This window comes from Tenacibaculum sp. SDUM215027 (assembly GCF_050566205.1).
In the GTDB taxonomy this organism is placed as follows: domain Bacteria; phylum Bacteroidota; class Bacteroidia; order Flavobacteriales; family Flavobacteriaceae; genus Polaribacter.
Genome location: NZ_JBNXUE010000001.1, coordinates 1,267,731 through 1,282,717, shown reverse-complemented (window position 1 = coordinate 1,282,717; position 14,987 = coordinate 1,267,731). Strand labels below are relative to the sequence as shown.

Here is a 14,987-nt window from a genome sequence, read left to right as displayed (position 1 = left end):
AACGTATATCATAACCTTACTCTACGCTTTTTTCTTTCTGATTTATATTTCTAAATTTAATGAATTGCTAACTTAAGCCGTATATAATTTATTGCTGGCTTCTTACCTACTTGCGAAAGTCCTCGCGGACTTTCTTTGTCCGTAATTATTTACTAAATTAGTTGCTTGAAACACGCAACAAACCATATACAAAACCGTTGTAATGCATTTGAAAAAAACATATCGCATAGAATTAAACGAAGTGAAAATCGGAACAACTGATTTTGAATTTGCAGATACACCAATGGGAGTTATCCACGGGAAAATCAATTTTGAAAACGTAAAATCGCCTTACGAACTGATTAAAAATCATTGTAAAAAACACAACGTTATTATAAATATAAATGACAAAAAAATAAAATTTATTGACACCCAAGTTATTCCTGAATTGAAAGTTTATCTTGAAAACGGAACTGAATTGAATGGTTGGGGCGGAGCAATATCTGGAATGGAAAAAGATGATTTTGAAATCCAATTCGGTGGAATTACATCTGAAATAATGCAAACGGAATTCAAACATCATTATGAACAATATTATGGAAATGAATAAAATATGAAACCACCTATTTTAGAAAATAATAAACATTCAGTTGTTGCGGTTGAATTTAATACTGGAATTGTATTGAAAACTGACTTTGAAAGACATATTGGACAAGGAGAAGCTTTTCACATTTTTGAGAATTTAGAATTAGCTATAAAGTTCGTTGACAGAACAATATTGGAAGATTCAGATTTACAGTTGAGTATTTATAATAATAAAGGAGAATACCTATTTACAAAAGACAAAAACGGAAAAACATAAAAAACGCATTACAACACCGTGGAAAAAAAATTGTTGGTAATAATTGCCTGCGGCACGTAGAAACCGTGTTTTAACAAACACTCCTTTTCTACTAATTATTACCAACGCTCTAGGTTAATTGCTCCTCTAACAACTATATTGTGTATCTTTAGCTTTCTTCGTGAACTACACACGAAACTATAAACAACAAAATGTATAACGAATGAGGCACAATTATGGCTACTCATGAGGCTGTGCCTCACACGCCATACACCTAGAGCGTTGCCAAACATTAAAAAATGACGCAAAAAAGCATAAAAAATATTATCTCTAATTTAGAAAACAATAAAAAAGAAGAAGCTTTTTTTGGATTCTATAATCAGGATAGAGATGAATATAATACAACTATTAAGGCAAATAGACAAGGACTTGAACTATTCTCTGCTGAACTTTTAAAAGCAAGTATTGAAATTGAAAATAGAGATTTTAAAAACGGAGAAATTGAACCTTATGAAATTGATATTAGTTGGACAGACTTAAATGCGGATTTTTACTTTGAGAGCATTGAACTGACTAAGAAAACAAAAACAATCGAAGACAAAATCTTTCCTGAATATAAAGAAACGTGGAAAGATAAACTCTATAAATGTTTTATAGGGGGAGCTATAATTTGTCTAATGTTAATATTAATTATTGGATCTATAACCGTGCTAAAGTGGATATTTTAAAAACAACGATTTGCCAACAAGGGCTAAAATTTATTGTGTCTACTCTCCCACCCAAAACTTATTGTATATTTACTCGGCTTGATTTATTGCCTGTTTGTCCTTCGGACGAAACGCACAACAAATCTTAGTCAGAAGTTCACAACCACCTCAAAAACTCCTCTCTAGGAATTTCTCTTGCGCCTAAACTTGCTAGATGATCGTTATACACTTGGCAGTCGATGAGTTTATAACCTCCTTTTTGAGCTAAATGGATAAATGCAACTTTACTCATATTACTTACTTTGCTAAACATGCTTTCACCACAAAACACCCCGTTTCCTAAATCTACTCCGTACAAACCTGCTACCAATGTATTATCAATCCATACTTCAATAGATTTTGCATAGCCTTTGTCGTGTAAATTAATGTAGGCATCTTCCATTTCATCGGTAATCCAAGTTCCTAATTGATCAAAACGGTTGATGTGTCGGCAATTAAAAATCACCTCATCAAAAGCTTTATTTTCTGTTATGGTAAAACCGTCTTTTCGCAATACCTGTTTCATCGATTTGGAAACCTTCACTTCCTCAGGAAACAAAACCATACGCTCCCATGGAGAATACCAAACAATCGGTTCCCCTTCATTAAACCACGGAAAAATTCCATGTTGATAGGCATACACCAATCGCTCAACCGATAAATCACCGCCCAAAGCCAGTAATCCATCATCAGTAGCCAACTCATACGGAGGAAACTCTATTTTTTCAGAAAGCCAAATCATTCGTTACATTCTTTTTTACAAAAATACTATATCCGTGAAATCAACATAAAAGTTTTATTAATAAAAACGTGGTATAGTCACCATCAGCGAAGTTCGCTGGCATTTCCTCAACATAACGGAGCCATCAGCGAAGCTCGCTGGCGTTTCCTCAACACAACGGAACCTTCAGCGTGACGCGCTGACGTTTCCTCAACACAACGAAACCATCAGCGTGATGCGCTGACATTTCCTCAATAAATTCCTAAAACAATGTAAGTCCTAACAAATAAATTACGCTACCTACCACCATTGCAATTAACGTGTAGGGTAAAATTTCTTTTGCTTTTAGTTTCGTAATTCCTAATAAGGGTAATGCCCAAAAAGGCTGTAACATGTTAGTTATTTGGTCTCCGTATGCTAGTGCCATAATTGCCTTAGGTAACGGAACTCCTAATTTTAATGCACTTTCTACCACTATAGGACCTTGCACTACCCACTGCCCGCCTCCACTTGGCACAAAAATATTGACCAAACCAGCACTAAAAAATGTAAAAATTGGTAACGTAGTTGCTGTTGAAATCGACACAAAAAAATCAGAAATTAACGTAACCATACCGGTACTCTTCATTATTCCCATAATACCAAAATAGAGAGGAAATTGAATTAGAATGCCTGAAACATCACTAATCGATTCTCCTACTGCATTGGTAAATTTTTTAAAACTTCCGTGAAGGATAATTCCTAATCCTAACATAAAAAAGTTAATTAAGTTTGGGGTGATTTTTAACTGCTGAATATTTTCCCAGTATCGATAACTAAACGCTACTAAAATCAAAACACCAAAAACAATTGCTAAGAGCTTAGAACTGTCTAACTTCTCTGCTTGTGTAGTTGCTTTTTCTTCAGTATTCATTTGATACACTGGTAAATTAATGGCTGTCGGGTTTGCCTTTTTTCCTAAAAAATAAAAAGTTGCCGATACTGCAGCTACTACCACGAAAAAAATCAGCAAATTCCACCAACTAAAAATCGTTTGAGAATAATCAATCACATCTGGTATTTGAGCTAAAACCTCATCCGAAGAAACCGATTGCATAATACTTTTTATATGTCCGCTTTCGTTAATTTTTATGGGTGCTGATCCAGAAATTCCACCATGCCAAACCATCAACCCCATATAACCCGCTGCTCCAATAATTGGGTAATTTAGTTTGATATTGTGTTGTTGCGCATGTTCTGCTACTTTACGTGCCAACAAAGCTCCAAAGATGAGTCCTAGTCCCCAATTAAAAAAAGCTACCAACATGGTAGTACAACTTACAATAGCTGCACTGTTTGCTGTGTTGGTACAGAATTTTGTTACTTTTAAAATTAAATTACTCACAGGCTTACTCAACACCAATACATGCCCTAATACCAAAATCAGCATCATTTGATAGGCAAAAACGAGCAGTCCGTTAGACCAAATTCCGTTTTCCCAAAACTGTAATACTTCTAAAGAATAGTTTACTACAGAACTCTCATCTGGTTTTGTAAATAACAGTGCTAGTAAAAGTGTTACTAAGGTCAATAAAATAGCGATGGTAAAAGGTGAGGGTAAATATTTTTTAAAAACATTTTCTATAACCTGCGTAATTTTCATATTTCAAAGATTGAGTTGCTAAAATAATCAAACACAGATAAATTACCTTACAGGAAGTAAAACTGAGATTTTAAAAATATATTTCTTCGCAAAGGTTAGTGTATTTTAATGCTCATTGAGTGAGCAAATTGTTTTTTTAACTAGCTTTGCAGCATGGTAAAAGAACTTCAATTACGTGTTAATTTAGTAGAAGAAAGAAAAGAGAATATCTTACAACTAAAAGCTTCTAAAAAATTAGGAATCAACATCGCTGATATTACGAGCGTAAAAGTGTTACGTAAATCTATTGATGCACGTAAAAAAGAGGTTGTTTTTAACTATAAGGTAGCCGTTTACATTAACGAACCTCAACCCGATACTCCTGACTATATTTTTGAATACAAAGATGTATCTAATGCTAAAGAAATTCATATCATTGGATTTGGTCCTGCGGGAATGTATGCCGCTCTTCGTTGTATCGAATTAGGATATAAACCTGTGGTATTAGAGCGAGGAAAAAACGTACAAGATCGTCGTAGAGATTTACGCGCCATTAACCAATTTCATGAAGTGAATCCTGACTCTAACTACTGTTTTGGTGAAGGGGGTGCTGGAACGTATTCGGACGGAAAGTTGTATACAAGAAGTTTAAAGCGTGGTGATGTTCGTAAAATATTTGAAAACTTAGTATATCACGGTGCTACCGATCAAATTTTGGTAGATGCACATCCGCACATAGGAACTAACAAACTTCCGAAGATTATTCAAAATATTCGCGAAACGATTTTAAAACATGGTGGTGAAGTTCATTTTGAAACCCGTGTGACCGATTTTATCGTTAAAAACAATAAACTACAGGCTATACAACTACAAAATGGTTCTGAAATGGCTGTAAATGCTGTTGTTTTGGCTACTGGGCATTCTGCAAGAGATATTTATGAGCTGCTACATAAAAAAGACATTTTACTAAAAGCGAAATCGTTTGCTATGGGAGTTCGTGTAGAACATCCACAAGAAATTATTGATCAAATTCAGTATAGTTGCTCAGGTCAACGTGATGAGTTATTACCTGCTGCTGCCTATAGCTTAGTACATCAAGTTGGCAACCGAGGCGTGTATTCATTTTGTATGTGTCCGGGTGGATTTATCGTTCCTGCAGCAACAGCTAATGGAGAAGTTGTAGTGAATGGAATGTCGCCTTCGCGTCGTAATAACAAGTTTGCCAATTCTGGTATTGTCGTTGAAATTAATGTAGACAAAGACTTACCTAAATATGAGCAGTTTGGAGTTCTTAAGGGCTTACAATATCAAAAAGATTTAGAAAAGTTAGCCTTTAACGCAGGTGGAAAAAGTCAAGTTGCCCCAGCGCAACGTTTAACTGACTTTGTGGAAGGTAGATTGTCTTCTTCTTTAAATGATTGTTCGTATCAACCAGGATTAAATTCTTCTCCGCTACATTCGTTACTTCCTAAATTGATTGGAAGCAGATTACGTAAAGGCTTTGCTGCTTTTGGGCAAAAAATGCACGGGTACTATACTGCTGAAGCAAATATTATTGGAGTGGAATCTCGTACTTCATCACCTGTAAATATTCCACGAAAAGAAAGCCTAGAACACCCACAAATTGAAGGACTATTTCCTTGTGGTGAAGGTGGTGGTTATGCTGGGGGAATTATCTCTGCTGCAATGGACGGTGAACGCTGTGCTGAAGCTGCTGTAGCTAACCTATAATAATTAACAAATATTTGTTGGTGTAATTTCCAATTACCTCGTACTTTTGCTATTCCTAAAAATTAGAGGCTTTTTTAGCGATGAGTAAAAAGAATAAGAAAAATAACAAAAAGAAAATAGACAAGCCGCATTATAAACGTTTACACAACTACTATAATCGCACTGGTTTTTACATGTTTATTTGGGTTAGCTTAAAAAAAGCTTTTTGGCCAATTGTAGGTGTAGTTATTGGGTTAGTGTTGTTTAACAAATATGTTTATAATATTAACGATGGTTTACAAACCATGACCGAAACGTTTTCTAGAACAGGAATTTTAATTACTTTTTTTATTTCTGAAACGATTTTAGGATTAATTCCACCAGAAATCTTCATCGCATGGTCTAAAAAAACTGAAGACCCTATTCTAAACATTTCTCTTTTAGCAACGCTATCTTATTTAGGAGGTTTATGTGCTTATTTTATAGGTAGAGCCTCTTTAAAAATTGACTCAGTAAGAAATTACTTAGAGGTTAAAATGGCTAAGAACCTTAAAAACACAAGTAAATGGGGAGGTTTTTTAATTTTAGTAGGAGCACTTTTACCACTTCCTTTTGCTATTAGCTGCTTAACTGCAGGTATGATTAAATATCCTTTTAAAAATGTAGTTTTTGTAGGCTTATTTCGTTTTGCTCGTTTTGCTATTTATGCATGGGCTATTTTTTCAGTAGTAAATTAACTTAAAACAATTATGGGACTAACTAACAACGATATTTTTAAAAAGCTACGAGTAGCACATAAATTAAGAGACACTGATATTATTGATATCTGCGCTTTGGTAGATTTTAAAGTTTCTAAATCAGAACTTAATGCAATTTTCAGAAAAGAAGATCACCCTAAGTATATGGAGTGTGGTGATCAGTTTTTACGCAATTTTTTAAACGGATTAATTATTCATTTAAGAGGTCCGATGCCAGAGAAAAAGCCAACAAAAAAATAACCACATCACTAACACTTATATAATTAAAAAACCTTCTGAATTAAATCAGAAGGTTTTTATTTCCCCTTAAATTCTCAATCAATAATTATTTATTGAATGATTATGGTACAAATATATCTTTGTCTTTCGACATGTTAAAAGGGATATCCGTAAGTATAAATGTTGTTTTCCGCAAACAACAAAAAAGAGCGCAAAATTTGCGCTCTTTTTATTTGTATTCTTAATTTTCTAACTACTCTTAGAAAGGTAAATCATCTGGTTCGTTTGCAGATAAATCTGGAGCTGGCTCAAATTGGTCAGCTGGTGGAATGTTTTGAGGAGCTGCTTGTGCTAAGTTTTCAATTCTCCATCCTTGAACAGAGTTAAAATACTTTGCTTCTCCTTGTGGGTTAATCCACTCTCTTCCTCTTAAATTAATAGAAACCTTTACATCTTGCCCAACTTGATAAGTGTTTAATAAATCACATTTATCTTGAATAAACTCAATCATTATCATTTGTGGGTACTGCTCATCAGTAGTTACAACCATTTCACGCTTTCTAAATCCGTTAGATCCGAATGTTTGCGTTTCGTTAATTAATTTGATTTTCCCTATTACTTCCATTTCTAAATCTATTTAATTAAAAGCACCTTCCAAGCGCTTTCTACATCATTATTCTTTAAATACTCTTGTGCAAAAGTATGTTTTTTTTCAGTTGAAACCCCCACAAATTGCGAATGTTCTTTCGCAAAGTTATTAACAGCTTCTTCTGTAGGCAACTGTTCTACATTACCTAACATACCTAAATTATTCCCTGTTAATACGCTACTGTTTCTTATTTCTGTAGGTATTTGGTCTACTCCAATTCCTAAAGTAGTTAATGGTTTTGGAATTTCAAAAAACCCATCACGAGCACGAGAATAATAATTCCCTCCCGCTCTAGCTACTAAATCAATTTTATGCTGATCTATACTACCATCTTCTGCTAATACATCTTCGTTTACATGTAGTTTTACTACCTCACATACAATTAGGTTTCCTGCTCCGCCTTCTTCACCTGTATAAATTATGTCTTTAACTTTACATTCAAATTGTACAGGAGATTCTGCAACCCTAAACGGCTTTACCTCATCTGAAGGTAACATCGTAAAACCAGCTTTTATAAACTCATTTACTCCTTTTGGATACATGGTACTACTCAACGACATTTGCTGAACAATATCGTAGTTTACGATATTAATTACCACTTCTTTAGTTGCTTCTGCATTATCTAAGGTATGTTTAGTTTTATTACCTCTTACACTACGCGCCGGAGAAAAAATCATAATTGGAGGATTTGCTCCAAATACATTAAAAAAGCTAAACGGTGACAAATTTGGGTTCCCTTCAGCATCAACAGTACTTGCAAAAGCAATAGGCCTTGGAGCTACAGCTCCTAATAAATACCCATGCAATTTAGAGGTTGGTATATCTTTAGGATTAATTGATAACATTCTATATAATTTTAGTGTAAATATACTACCTATTTATAAATTTAGTTATTCTAGAGAATAGTTTATATTTGATTGATGGTTTTTTTTACAAACACTTATTGGGTAAAGCGAATTGCAATTAGTATTTCCTTACTTATCGTTTTATTTATTTTATGGAATACATATGTGTTTTTTCAAAAATTTAAAAAGGATGAGCGTGCTAAAATGGAGATTTATGCCACAGCAATTAAGGAAGTCGCATCTAATCCTGACCCTGATGGTAACTTTAATTTAGTAAACAAAGTTTATGAAACCATAGAAAATATTCCCTCTATTTTGGTAGGAAAAGATGGAGAGATAAAACAGTTTAATAACTTAGATTCTATAAAATCTACAGACCCAAAGTATCTTCAACAGCAATTGAATATCATGAAAAACCAAAATGAGCCAATTGCGATAGAATACTTAGGTATTAAAGAACATATTTACTACAGAAATTCTGACCTTTTATACAAACTCAAATATTATCCACTTGCTTTAGTGCTAATTTTAGGATTGTTTCTTACCATTATTTACATGGTTTATAAATCTAATAAAGTTGCTGAGCAAAATAAGTTGTGGACAGGAATGGCTAAAGAAACAGCGCATCAAATAGGGACACCGCTTTCTTCATTATTGGGCTGGATTGCCATTTTACGTACTGAAAATGTAAGTAGCGATTATGTTGATGAAATTGAAAAAGATGTGAAACGTTTAAACACCATCGCTAATCGTTTCTCTAAAATCGGGTCACTTCCTGAATTGAAACCTTACAACATTGTATCTATTACTAAAGCTGCTTTTGACTATTTAGAAAATAGAAGCTCCAAACAGATTTCTTTTTCTTTTTCTACTGAAGCAGAAGAAATTCGCTCCGATCTAAACACCGAGTTATATGGTTGGGTAATAGAAAACTTAATTAAAAACGCTATTGATGCTATGCAAGGTAAAGGAAGCTTATCTGTTAGCATTAGTGAGAGTTCCAAGAATGTGAAAATTCTAATTTCTGATACTGGTAAAGGAATTCCTAGAACACAGTTTTCACAGATATTTACTCCTGGGTTTACCACAAAAAAACGTGGTTGGGGACTTGGTTTATCACTCTCTAAACGTATTATTGAGGATTATCACAATGGAAAAATCCATGTACTAAAATCAGAGTTAGGAAAAGGAACTACTTTTGAAATTTTACTAAGTAAGATTTAATTCTTTTCTTTTACCAATTTACTCATTACAAACCCATAGAATAACCCTCCTGCTCCCCATATAAGCGCCCCTACAAGTATTCTTTTTAAAGTTATTTCTTCTCCTTCAATCCATGGAAAAATAATTATCATCATTATAAACATAATTACTCCCCAGGCTATCCCCTCTTTTATCCACTTTTTCATAGCTCTTTTTTATTTATTCAAAATTCTTAGCAATATCTTCTGCTACTACTACAAACTCTTCATTTGTTAATTTTTCTTTCTTTACAAATCTGATATCCTCCATCGTTTGCAACGGAATTAAATGTACATGTACATGGGGTACTTCTAATCCAATTACACTCATCCCTACACGTTCACATAGAATTGTTTTTTCTATTGCTTTGGCTACTCTGTATGAGAAAGACATTAATCCATTATACTCTTCTTTCGATAAATCGAATAATTTATTTTCTTCACGTTTAGGAATAACCAATGTATGTCCTTTTGCATTTGGATTGATATCTAAAAAAGCGAAATAGTTGTCATCTTCTGCTATTTTATATGATGGAATTTCTCCGTTTATAATCTTCGTGAAAATACTTGCCATGTTGTTTTATTTAATTTTACAGTAAAAATAAAAAAGAAATCGGGTTTTAGCGATGCCAAAACCCGAATAAATCTTTACTCTTTTGTCTTTATTTTTTTCTCTTATCGAGAAATCTCCATAACTTCAAACTTCATAACTCCGTTAGGTACTTGTATTTCGGCAACATCACCTACTTTTTTCCCTAATAAACCTTTACCTATTGGTGAATTAACAGATAACTTTCCGTTTCTTACATCACTTTCACTATCCGCTACTAGTGTATACGTAAACTCCATTCCGTTAACCGAATTTTTAATCTTAACTATTGAGTGAATTAAGATTTTTGACATATCTAACTGACTTTCATCAATAACACGAGCACTTGCAACTACATTTTTTAGTTTCGCTATTTTTGTTTCTAATAGCGATTGCTCTTCCTTTGCAGCATGATATTCTGCATTCTCACTCAAATCTCCTTTATCACGAGCGTCTGCTATTTCTTGAGAAACACGTGGTCTTTCAACTTGTTCTAATTGCGCTAACTCTTCTTTAAGTTTCTTTAATCCTTCTTCCGTATAATATGATACATTACTCATCTCTTCTCTCTTTTTAAAATCAACAAACTTTTATACGCTTTCCTTAACGTTTTACAAAAAGCATATAACTTTTCTTCCTAAAAACCTGTGGGTTAAATTTAAAAATCCCACGCCGTTAGGAATGAGATAGTCTTACAAATGTACAAAATATTTGTAACTTCGTTGCGTTACAATACTAACTCTATACTAAAAAATGAAAAAAATATTTTATTTAATTCTTGTTATAATTTGTTTTAGTTGTAGTGATAACACTCCTATTAACAATTGTTTTTCTGGAGTAAAAATGAATGCTATTATTGATTTATCTCTCCCAGAATTTAGCGGATTGTTAGTTCCTGGAGGGGAATCTCAAAATACTATACAAGGAAGAAATGTTTTTATTTTTAGAACAGGAACTTCTGGCTACAGAGCTTTTGACCAACAATGCCCTGAACAAAATTGTAGTTCTTTAATGACTTTTAACGGAGTAGAAATCACCTGCCCTTGTGATGATAAAAAGTACAACTATCTTTCAGGAGGAACTTCTTTAGATGGTGAAGGTTGTAATGCATTAATGTATTTTGTTACTCCTATTAGTAACAATCAGTTAAGAATATCTCGTTAATACTATTTGTACTAACAATTAGATTCTTATTTTTGCAGCAACAACAACACAATTAACACATTTATCGTGAAAAACTACTTTTCTTCAAACTTTAAATTGGGTGTTCTAGGAGGCGGCCAATTAGGAAGAATGTTACTTACCGAAACTCAAAAATTCGATATTTATACTGTTATTTTAGACGGAAACCCTGATGCTCCTTGCGCTCAGATATGTAACGAGTTTCATCAAGGAGATTTACTAGATTATAATACTGTTTACAACTTTGGAAAACAAGTAGACCTGTTAACCATAGAAATTGAAAACGTAAATATTGATGCTTTAGATGCTCTAGAAGCTGAAGGATTAACCATTTTTCCAAAGCCTAAAAACTTAAGAACTATTCAAAATAAAGCACACCAAAAAGTGTTTTATCACGACAATAATATACCTACGGCTGACTTTTCTAGATTTACTTCTTTAGAAGAGTTAAGACACGCTATTAGTAACGATGCAGTTACGTTTCCTTTTGTATGGAAATCTGCTCGATTTGGATATGATGGTAATGGGGTAAAAATAGTTCGTGCCATCAGCGATTTAGAAAACCTACCTACTGGTGAGTGTATTTCTGAAAAACTAGTTCCTTTTAAAAATGAATTAGCTGTTATTGTTGCAAGAAATGCAAGCGGAGAAACCAAAACTTACCCAGTAGTTGAAATGGAATTTCACCCAGAAGCTAATCAAGTAGAATATGTAATTTGTCCTGCTAGAATTGAGGATGCAGTTGCCAAAAAAGCGCGCGAAGTTGCTTTAAAAGTTGCAGATTCATTTGATTTTGTTGGATTATTAGCTGTGGAAATGTTTCAAACTAAAGATGACAATATCTTAGTAAACGAAGCTGCCCCAAGAACTCACAATTCAGGGCATTATTCAATTGAAGCAAGTTATACTAGTCAATTTGAACAACATTTACGTAGTATTTTAAACCTTCCATTAGGAAATACCGAAAGTAAAGTAGCCGGAATCATGGTGAACTTGGTTGGTGCTGAAGGCTATACTGGTGATGTAGTATATGAAAACATCGAAGAAATTTTAAAGATTGACGGAGTTACCCCTCACATCTACGGAAAAAAGACAACCAAACCTTTCCGTAAAATGGGACATGTAACTATTGTTAATGAAGATATAAATGAAGCGAGAAAAGTCGCTCAACAAGTAAAAGAAACTATTAAGGTAATAGCAAAATAACCTCTCGACTAAGCTCGAGATGACAAAAACATAAAATTATGGTAGGAATTATCATGGGAAGCGATTCAGATCTTCCAATTATGCAAGAAGCAATTGATATTTTAGAGAGTTTTGATATTCAAGTAGAAGTAGATATCGTATCTGCACACAGAACTCCTGAAAAATTATTCGATTACGCTAACAATGCACACAAGCGTGGTGTACAAGTTATTGTTGCTGGTGCTGGTGGTGCTGCTCATTTACCTGGAATGGTAGCAAGTATGAGTCCGTTACCAGTAATTGGAGTTCCTGTTAAAAGTAGAAACTCTATTGATGGTTGGGATTCTGTTTTATCTATTCTTCAAATGCCTGGAGGCGTTCCTGTGGCTACTGTAGCTTTAGACGGAGCAAAAAATGCAGGAATCTTAGCTGCTCAAATTATTGGAGCTTCTGACAAATGTGTATTAGACAAAATAATCGCTTATAAAGAAGGCTTAAAACTGAAAGTTGAAAAAGCTTCTGAAAGAGTAAAAAAATAAGTACCTTAGTACAATATTAACTTGAAGACCTCACAGATTTTTTATTTGTGAGGTTTCTTCAATTTTTTAAACTAAATTTTCATGACTAAAAATCCACTTTTACAAGATTTTAATACACCCCCTTTTTCTCAAATTAAAGAAGAAGATTATAAACCCGCTATAAAAGAAGCTATACAAATAGCTAAAGACGAAATTGATGCTATTGTAGAAAGCTCTGAAGTTCCAACTTTTGAAAACACTACAGTTGCTTTAGACAACACAGGTAATAAATTAGATAGAGCTACTTCTATCTTTTTCAACTTAAACTCTGCTGAGACAAATGAAGAAATTCAAAAGATAGCGAAAGATATTTCTCCTTGGTTAAGTGAGTTTAGAAACGATATGATTTTAAATGAGGAGTTGTTTAAACGTGTAAAAACTGTATACGATCAACTTTCTGATTTAAACTTAACTCCTGAGCAAGGAATGTTGTTAGATAAGCAATACAAAAGTTTTGCACGCAACGGAGCGAATTTAAATGAAACTGACAAAGCTGAGCTTCGCAAAATTGATGCTGAGTTAGCAAAATTATCGTTACAGTTTGGAGAGTATGTATTGGCTGAAACTAATGCTTTTGAATTATTAATTACCAATGAAGATAATTTAGCTGGCTTACCAGAAAGTGCTAAAGAAGCTGCTAAAGAACTCGCGAACTCGAAAGGTAAAGAGGGTTGGATGATTACCTTAGATTATCCAAGCTATATTCCTTTTATGACCTATGCTGATAATAGAGAATTGAGAAAAAAGTTAGCAATAACTTTTGGAAAAAAAGGATTTCAACAAAATGAATACAACAATGAGCAAATTGTAAAAGATATTGTAACCTTACGCCACAAACGTGCAAACCTATTAGGTTATAAAACCCACGCTCATTTTGTATTAGAAGAGCGTATGGCTGAAACTCCTGAAAAGGTTATGGAGTTTTTAAATGAATTGTTAGAAAAAGCGAAACCTGCTGCACAACGTGAATTTGATAATTTAGAGGCCTATGCTAAAAAACTAGACGGAATAGACCAGTTACAAAAGTGGGATGGTGCTTACTATTCTGAAAAACTAAAAAAGGAGTTGTTTAACTTAGATCAAGAGTTATTAAAACCTTATTTTAAGTTAGAAAATGTAATCGACGGTGTATTTACTGTAGCTAACAAATTATATAACTTACAATTTGAAGAAATTGACACTATTGATAAGTATCATGAAGATGTTAAGACGTACACTGTAACAGATACTGATGGTAATTTTGTTTCGTATTTCTATGCCGATTTCCATCCAAGACCAGGAAAACGTAACGGAGCGTGGATGACTTCTTACAAATCACAATATAGGAGTAACGATACAAATGAAAGACCACAAGTCTCTATCGTTTGTAACTTTACCAAACCTACACAAACTAAGCCTTCCTTATTAACTTTTAACGAAGTTACTACCCTATTCCACGAATTTGGTCATGCTTTGCACGGAATGTTAGCAAACACTACTTATAAAAGCTTGTCTGGAACTTCTGTTTCTTGGGATTTCGTCGAATTACCGAGTCAGGTTTTAGAAAACTGGTGTTATGAAAAGGAAGCATTGGAGTTGTTTGCGAAACACTACGAAACTGGAGAAGTTATTCCTATGGAATATGTTGAGAAAATTAAAGAATCTGCGAGTTTCCACGAAGGAATGCAAACCTTGCGTCAATTAAGCTTCGGATTATTAGATATGTCTTGGCATTCTGGTGATTCTCCTGAAAATATTGCTGATGTAAAAGAGTTTGAAACGAATGCTTTTGCTGAGACTAAATTATATCCTGATGTAGCTGAAAATTGTATGAGTACTTCTTTCTCTCATATTTTTCAAGGTGGATACTCAGCTGGATATTATTCATATAAATGGGCAGAGGTTTTAGATGCCGATGCTTTCGAATACTTTAAAGAAGAAGGTATTTTTAATAAAGAAGTTGCCGATAAATTTAAAAACAACGTATTATCTAAAGGAGGAACAGAAGAGCCTATGGAATTATACAAACGTTTTAGAGGAAGAGAGCCAAAACCAGATGCTTTATTAAGACGTGCTGGATTGATTGACAAGAATTAACAAATAAAGTTTTATCACTTTAAATAAGTCCCTATTTTTATGGAAAA

18 protein-coding genes are annotated in these 14,987 nt (G+C 33.6%); 11 read left to right on the top strand and 7 right to left on the bottom strand.

Features of this window, described 5'->3' with window-relative positions; translation table 11 throughout:
- Window positions 1–202: 202 nt before the first annotated feature.
- The 3 genes from ACQYZ7_RS06050 to ACQYZ7_RS06040 all read left to right on the top strand — a co-directional run bounded on the left by ACQYZ7_RS06050 (window position 203) and on the right by ACQYZ7_RS06040 (window position 1,548).
- Window positions 203–589 (top strand): hypothetical protein, encoded by a 387-nt coding sequence (locus ACQYZ7_RS06050; RefSeq protein WP_430728858.1) that lies wholly within the window; start codon window positions 203–205, stop codon window positions 587–589.
- 3 nt (window positions 590–592) lie between these two features.
- Window positions 593–841 (top strand): hypothetical protein, encoded by a 249-nt coding sequence (locus ACQYZ7_RS06045; RefSeq protein ID WP_430728857.1) that lies wholly within the window; start codon window positions 593–595, stop codon window positions 839–841.
- A 278-nt stretch (window positions 842–1,119) separates the two neighbouring features.
- On the top strand, window positions 1,120–1,548 hold the full coding sequence (locus ACQYZ7_RS06040; protein WP_430728856.1) for a hypothetical protein: 429 nt from the start codon (window positions 1,120–1,122) through the stop codon (window positions 1,546–1,548).
- A gap of 136 nt (window positions 1,549–1,684) precedes the next feature.
- On the opposite strand, the gene aat is transcribed toward ACQYZ7_RS06040, so the two are convergent.
- Both aat and ACQYZ7_RS06030 read right to left on the bottom strand, forming a co-directional pair.
- Window positions 1,685–2,308 carry a leucyl/phenylalanyl-tRNA--protein transferase gene (aat, locus tag ACQYZ7_RS06035; RefSeq protein WP_430728855.1) on the bottom strand — a complete coding sequence of 208 codons (624 nt, stop codon included), beginning with the start codon at window positions 2,306–2,308 and terminating at the stop codon, window positions 1,685–1,687.
- 241 nt (window positions 2,309–2,549) lie between these two features.
- Window positions 2,550–3,929 (bottom strand): short-chain fatty acid transporter, encoded by a 1,380-nt coding sequence (locus tag ACQYZ7_RS06030; protein WP_430728854.1) that lies wholly within the window; start codon window positions 3,927–3,929, stop codon window positions 2,550–2,552.
- A gap of 153 nt (window positions 3,930–4,082) precedes the next feature.
- Here ACQYZ7_RS06030 and ACQYZ7_RS06025 point away from each other — a divergent pair, with 153 nt between their 5' ends.
- The 3 genes from ACQYZ7_RS06025 to ACQYZ7_RS06015 all read left to right on the top strand — a co-directional run bounded on the left by ACQYZ7_RS06025 (window position 4,083) and on the right by ACQYZ7_RS06015 (window position 6,616).
- Entirely contained in the window at window positions 4,083–5,639 is a 1,557-nt protein-coding gene (locus ACQYZ7_RS06025; RefSeq protein ID WP_430728853.1) for an NAD(P)/FAD-dependent oxidoreductase, read from the top strand.
- 80 nt (window positions 5,640–5,719) lie between these two features.
- On the top strand, window positions 5,720–6,355 hold the full coding sequence (locus ACQYZ7_RS06020) for a YqaA family protein (RefSeq protein WP_430728852.1): 636 nt from the start codon (window positions 5,720–5,722) through the stop codon (window positions 6,353–6,355).
- Between the two features lie 12 nt (window positions 6,356–6,367).
- Window positions 6,368–6,616: a DUF1456 family protein gene (locus ACQYZ7_RS06015; protein ID WP_115900231.1), complete on the top strand. Its 249-nt coding sequence runs from the start codon at window positions 6,368–6,370 to the stop codon at window positions 6,614–6,616.
- A gap of 238 nt (window positions 6,617–6,854) precedes the next feature.
- Here the strand turns inward: ACQYZ7_RS06015 and ACQYZ7_RS06010 are convergent, their stop codons facing one another.
- On the bottom strand, window positions 6,855–7,220 hold the full coding sequence (locus ACQYZ7_RS06010; protein ID WP_430728851.1) for a DUF3127 domain-containing protein: 366 nt from the start codon (window positions 7,218–7,220) through the stop codon (window positions 6,855–6,857).
- 8 nt (window positions 7,221–7,228) lie between these two features.
- The gene (locus tag ACQYZ7_RS06005; RefSeq protein WP_430728850.1) at window positions 7,229–8,089 is read right to left on the bottom strand and encodes a flavin reductase family protein; all 861 of its coding nucleotides are present in this window, start codon (window positions 8,087–8,089) and stop codon (window positions 7,229–7,231) included.
- Between the two features lie 75 nt (window positions 8,090–8,164).
- Here ACQYZ7_RS06005 and ACQYZ7_RS06000 point away from each other — a divergent pair, with 75 nt between their 5' ends.
- Entirely contained in the window at window positions 8,165–9,313 is a 1,149-nt protein-coding gene (locus tag ACQYZ7_RS06000; protein WP_430728849.1) for a sensor histidine kinase, read from the top strand.
- On the opposite strand, the gene ACQYZ7_RS05995 is transcribed toward ACQYZ7_RS06000, so the two are convergent.
- The 3 genes from ACQYZ7_RS05995 to greA all read right to left on the bottom strand — a co-directional run bounded on the left by ACQYZ7_RS05995 (window position 9,310) and on the right by greA (window position 10,479).
- Window positions 9,310–9,498, bottom strand: coding sequence for a hypothetical protein (locus tag ACQYZ7_RS05995; protein ID WP_430728848.1), 189 nt, complete (start codon window positions 9,496–9,498; stop codon window positions 9,310–9,312). The two genes, ACQYZ7_RS06000 and ACQYZ7_RS05995, sit on opposite strands and share 4 nt — an antisense overlap.
- Window positions 9,499–9,511: 13 nt before the next feature.
- Complete coding sequence (locus ACQYZ7_RS05990; protein WP_430728847.1) at window positions 9,512–9,904, bottom strand: HIT family protein; 393 nt, start codon at window positions 9,902–9,904, stop codon at window positions 9,512–9,514.
- A 101-nt stretch (window positions 9,905–10,005) separates the two neighbouring features.
- The gene (gene greA / locus ACQYZ7_RS05985) at window positions 10,006–10,479 is read right to left on the bottom strand and encodes a transcription elongation factor GreA (RefSeq protein WP_430728846.1); all 474 of its coding nucleotides are present in this window, start codon (window positions 10,477–10,479) and stop codon (window positions 10,006–10,008) included.
- Window positions 10,480–10,672: 193 nt separating this feature from the next.
- Between greA and ACQYZ7_RS05980 the strand changes: the two genes are divergently transcribed.
- The 4 genes from ACQYZ7_RS05980 (at window position 10,673) to ACQYZ7_RS05965 (ending at window position 14,940) form a co-directional block, all read left to right on the top strand.
- The gene (locus tag ACQYZ7_RS05980) at window positions 10,673–11,083 is read left to right on the top strand and encodes a Rieske (2Fe-2S) protein (RefSeq protein ID WP_430728845.1); all 411 of its coding nucleotides are present in this window, start codon (window positions 10,673–10,675) and stop codon (window positions 11,081–11,083) included.
- Between the two features lie 66 nt (window positions 11,084–11,149).
- On the top strand, window positions 11,150–12,307 hold the full coding sequence (locus ACQYZ7_RS05975; RefSeq protein ID WP_430728844.1) for a 5-(carboxyamino)imidazole ribonucleotide synthase: 1,158 nt from the start codon (window positions 11,150–11,152) through the stop codon (window positions 12,305–12,307).
- Between the two features lie 38 nt (window positions 12,308–12,345).
- Window positions 12,346–12,825: a 5-(carboxyamino)imidazole ribonucleotide mutase gene (purE, locus tag ACQYZ7_RS05970; protein ID WP_099215934.1), complete on the top strand. Its 480-nt coding sequence runs from the start codon at window positions 12,346–12,348 to the stop codon at window positions 12,823–12,825.
- Between the two features lie 81 nt (window positions 12,826–12,906).
- Entirely contained in the window at window positions 12,907–14,940 is a 2,034-nt protein-coding gene (locus ACQYZ7_RS05965; protein WP_430728843.1) for a M3 family metallopeptidase, read from the top strand.
- The last annotated feature ends 47 nt before the right edge of the window (window positions 14,941–14,987 follow it).

Excerpts from the sequence above, each read along its gene's own strand:
- ACQYZ7_RS06050 (WP_430728858.1), top strand. The coding sequence starts at position 203 with ATGCATTTGAAAAAAACATATCGCATAGAATTAAACGAAGTGAAAATC.
- ACQYZ7_RS06045 (WP_430728857.1), top strand. The coding sequence starts at position 593 with ATGAAACCACCTATTTTAGAAAATAATAAACATTCAGTTGTTGCGGTT.
- ACQYZ7_RS06015 (WP_115900231.1), top strand. The coding sequence starts at position 6,368 with ATGGGACTAACTAACAACGATATTTTTAAAAAGCTACGAGTAGCACAT.
- ACQYZ7_RS06005 (WP_430728850.1), bottom strand. The coding sequence starts at position 8,089 with ATGTTATCAATTAATCCTAAAGATATACCAACCTCTAAATTGCATGGG.
- ACQYZ7_RS05990 (WP_430728847.1), bottom strand. The coding sequence starts at position 9,904 with ATGGCAAGTATTTTCACGAAGATTATAAACGGAGAAATTCCATCATAT.
- greA (WP_430728846.1), bottom strand. The coding sequence starts at position 10,479 with ATGAGTAATGTATCATATTATACGGAAGAAGGATTAAAGAAACTTAAA.
- aat (WP_430728855.1), bottom strand. The coding sequence starts at position 2,308 with ATGATTTGGCTTTCTGAAAAAATAGAGTTTCCTCCGTATGAGTTGGCT.
- ACQYZ7_RS06040 (WP_430728856.1), top strand. The coding sequence starts at position 1,120 with ATGACGCAAAAAAGCATAAAAAATATTATCTCTAATTTAGAAAACAAT.
- ACQYZ7_RS06010 (WP_430728851.1), bottom strand. The coding sequence starts at position 7,220 with ATGGAAGTAATAGGGAAAATCAAATTAATTAACGAAACGCAAACATTC.
- purE (WP_099215934.1), top strand. The coding sequence starts at position 12,346 with ATGGTAGGAATTATCATGGGAAGCGATTCAGATCTTCCAATTATGCAA.
- ACQYZ7_RS06020 (WP_430728852.1), top strand. The coding sequence starts at position 5,720 with ATGAGTAAAAAGAATAAGAAAAATAACAAAAAGAAAATAGACAAGCCG.
- ACQYZ7_RS05980 (WP_430728845.1), top strand. The coding sequence starts at position 10,673 with ATGAAAAAAATATTTTATTTAATTCTTGTTATAATTTGTTTTAGTTGT.
- ACQYZ7_RS06000 (WP_430728849.1), top strand. The coding sequence starts at position 8,165 with ATGGTTTTTTTTACAAACACTTATTGGGTAAAGCGAATTGCAATTAGT.
- ACQYZ7_RS06025 (WP_430728853.1), top strand. The coding sequence starts at position 4,083 with ATGGTAAAAGAACTTCAATTACGTGTTAATTTAGTAGAAGAAAGAAAA.
- ACQYZ7_RS05965 (WP_430728843.1), top strand. The coding sequence starts at position 12,907 with ATGACTAAAAATCCACTTTTACAAGATTTTAATACACCCCCTTTTTCT.
- ACQYZ7_RS05995 (WP_430728848.1), bottom strand. The coding sequence starts at position 9,498 with ATGAAAAAGTGGATAAAAGAGGGGATAGCCTGGGGAGTAATTATGTTT.
- ACQYZ7_RS06030 (WP_430728854.1), bottom strand. The coding sequence starts at position 3,929 with ATGAAAATTACGCAGGTTATAGAAAATGTTTTTAAAAAATATTTACCC.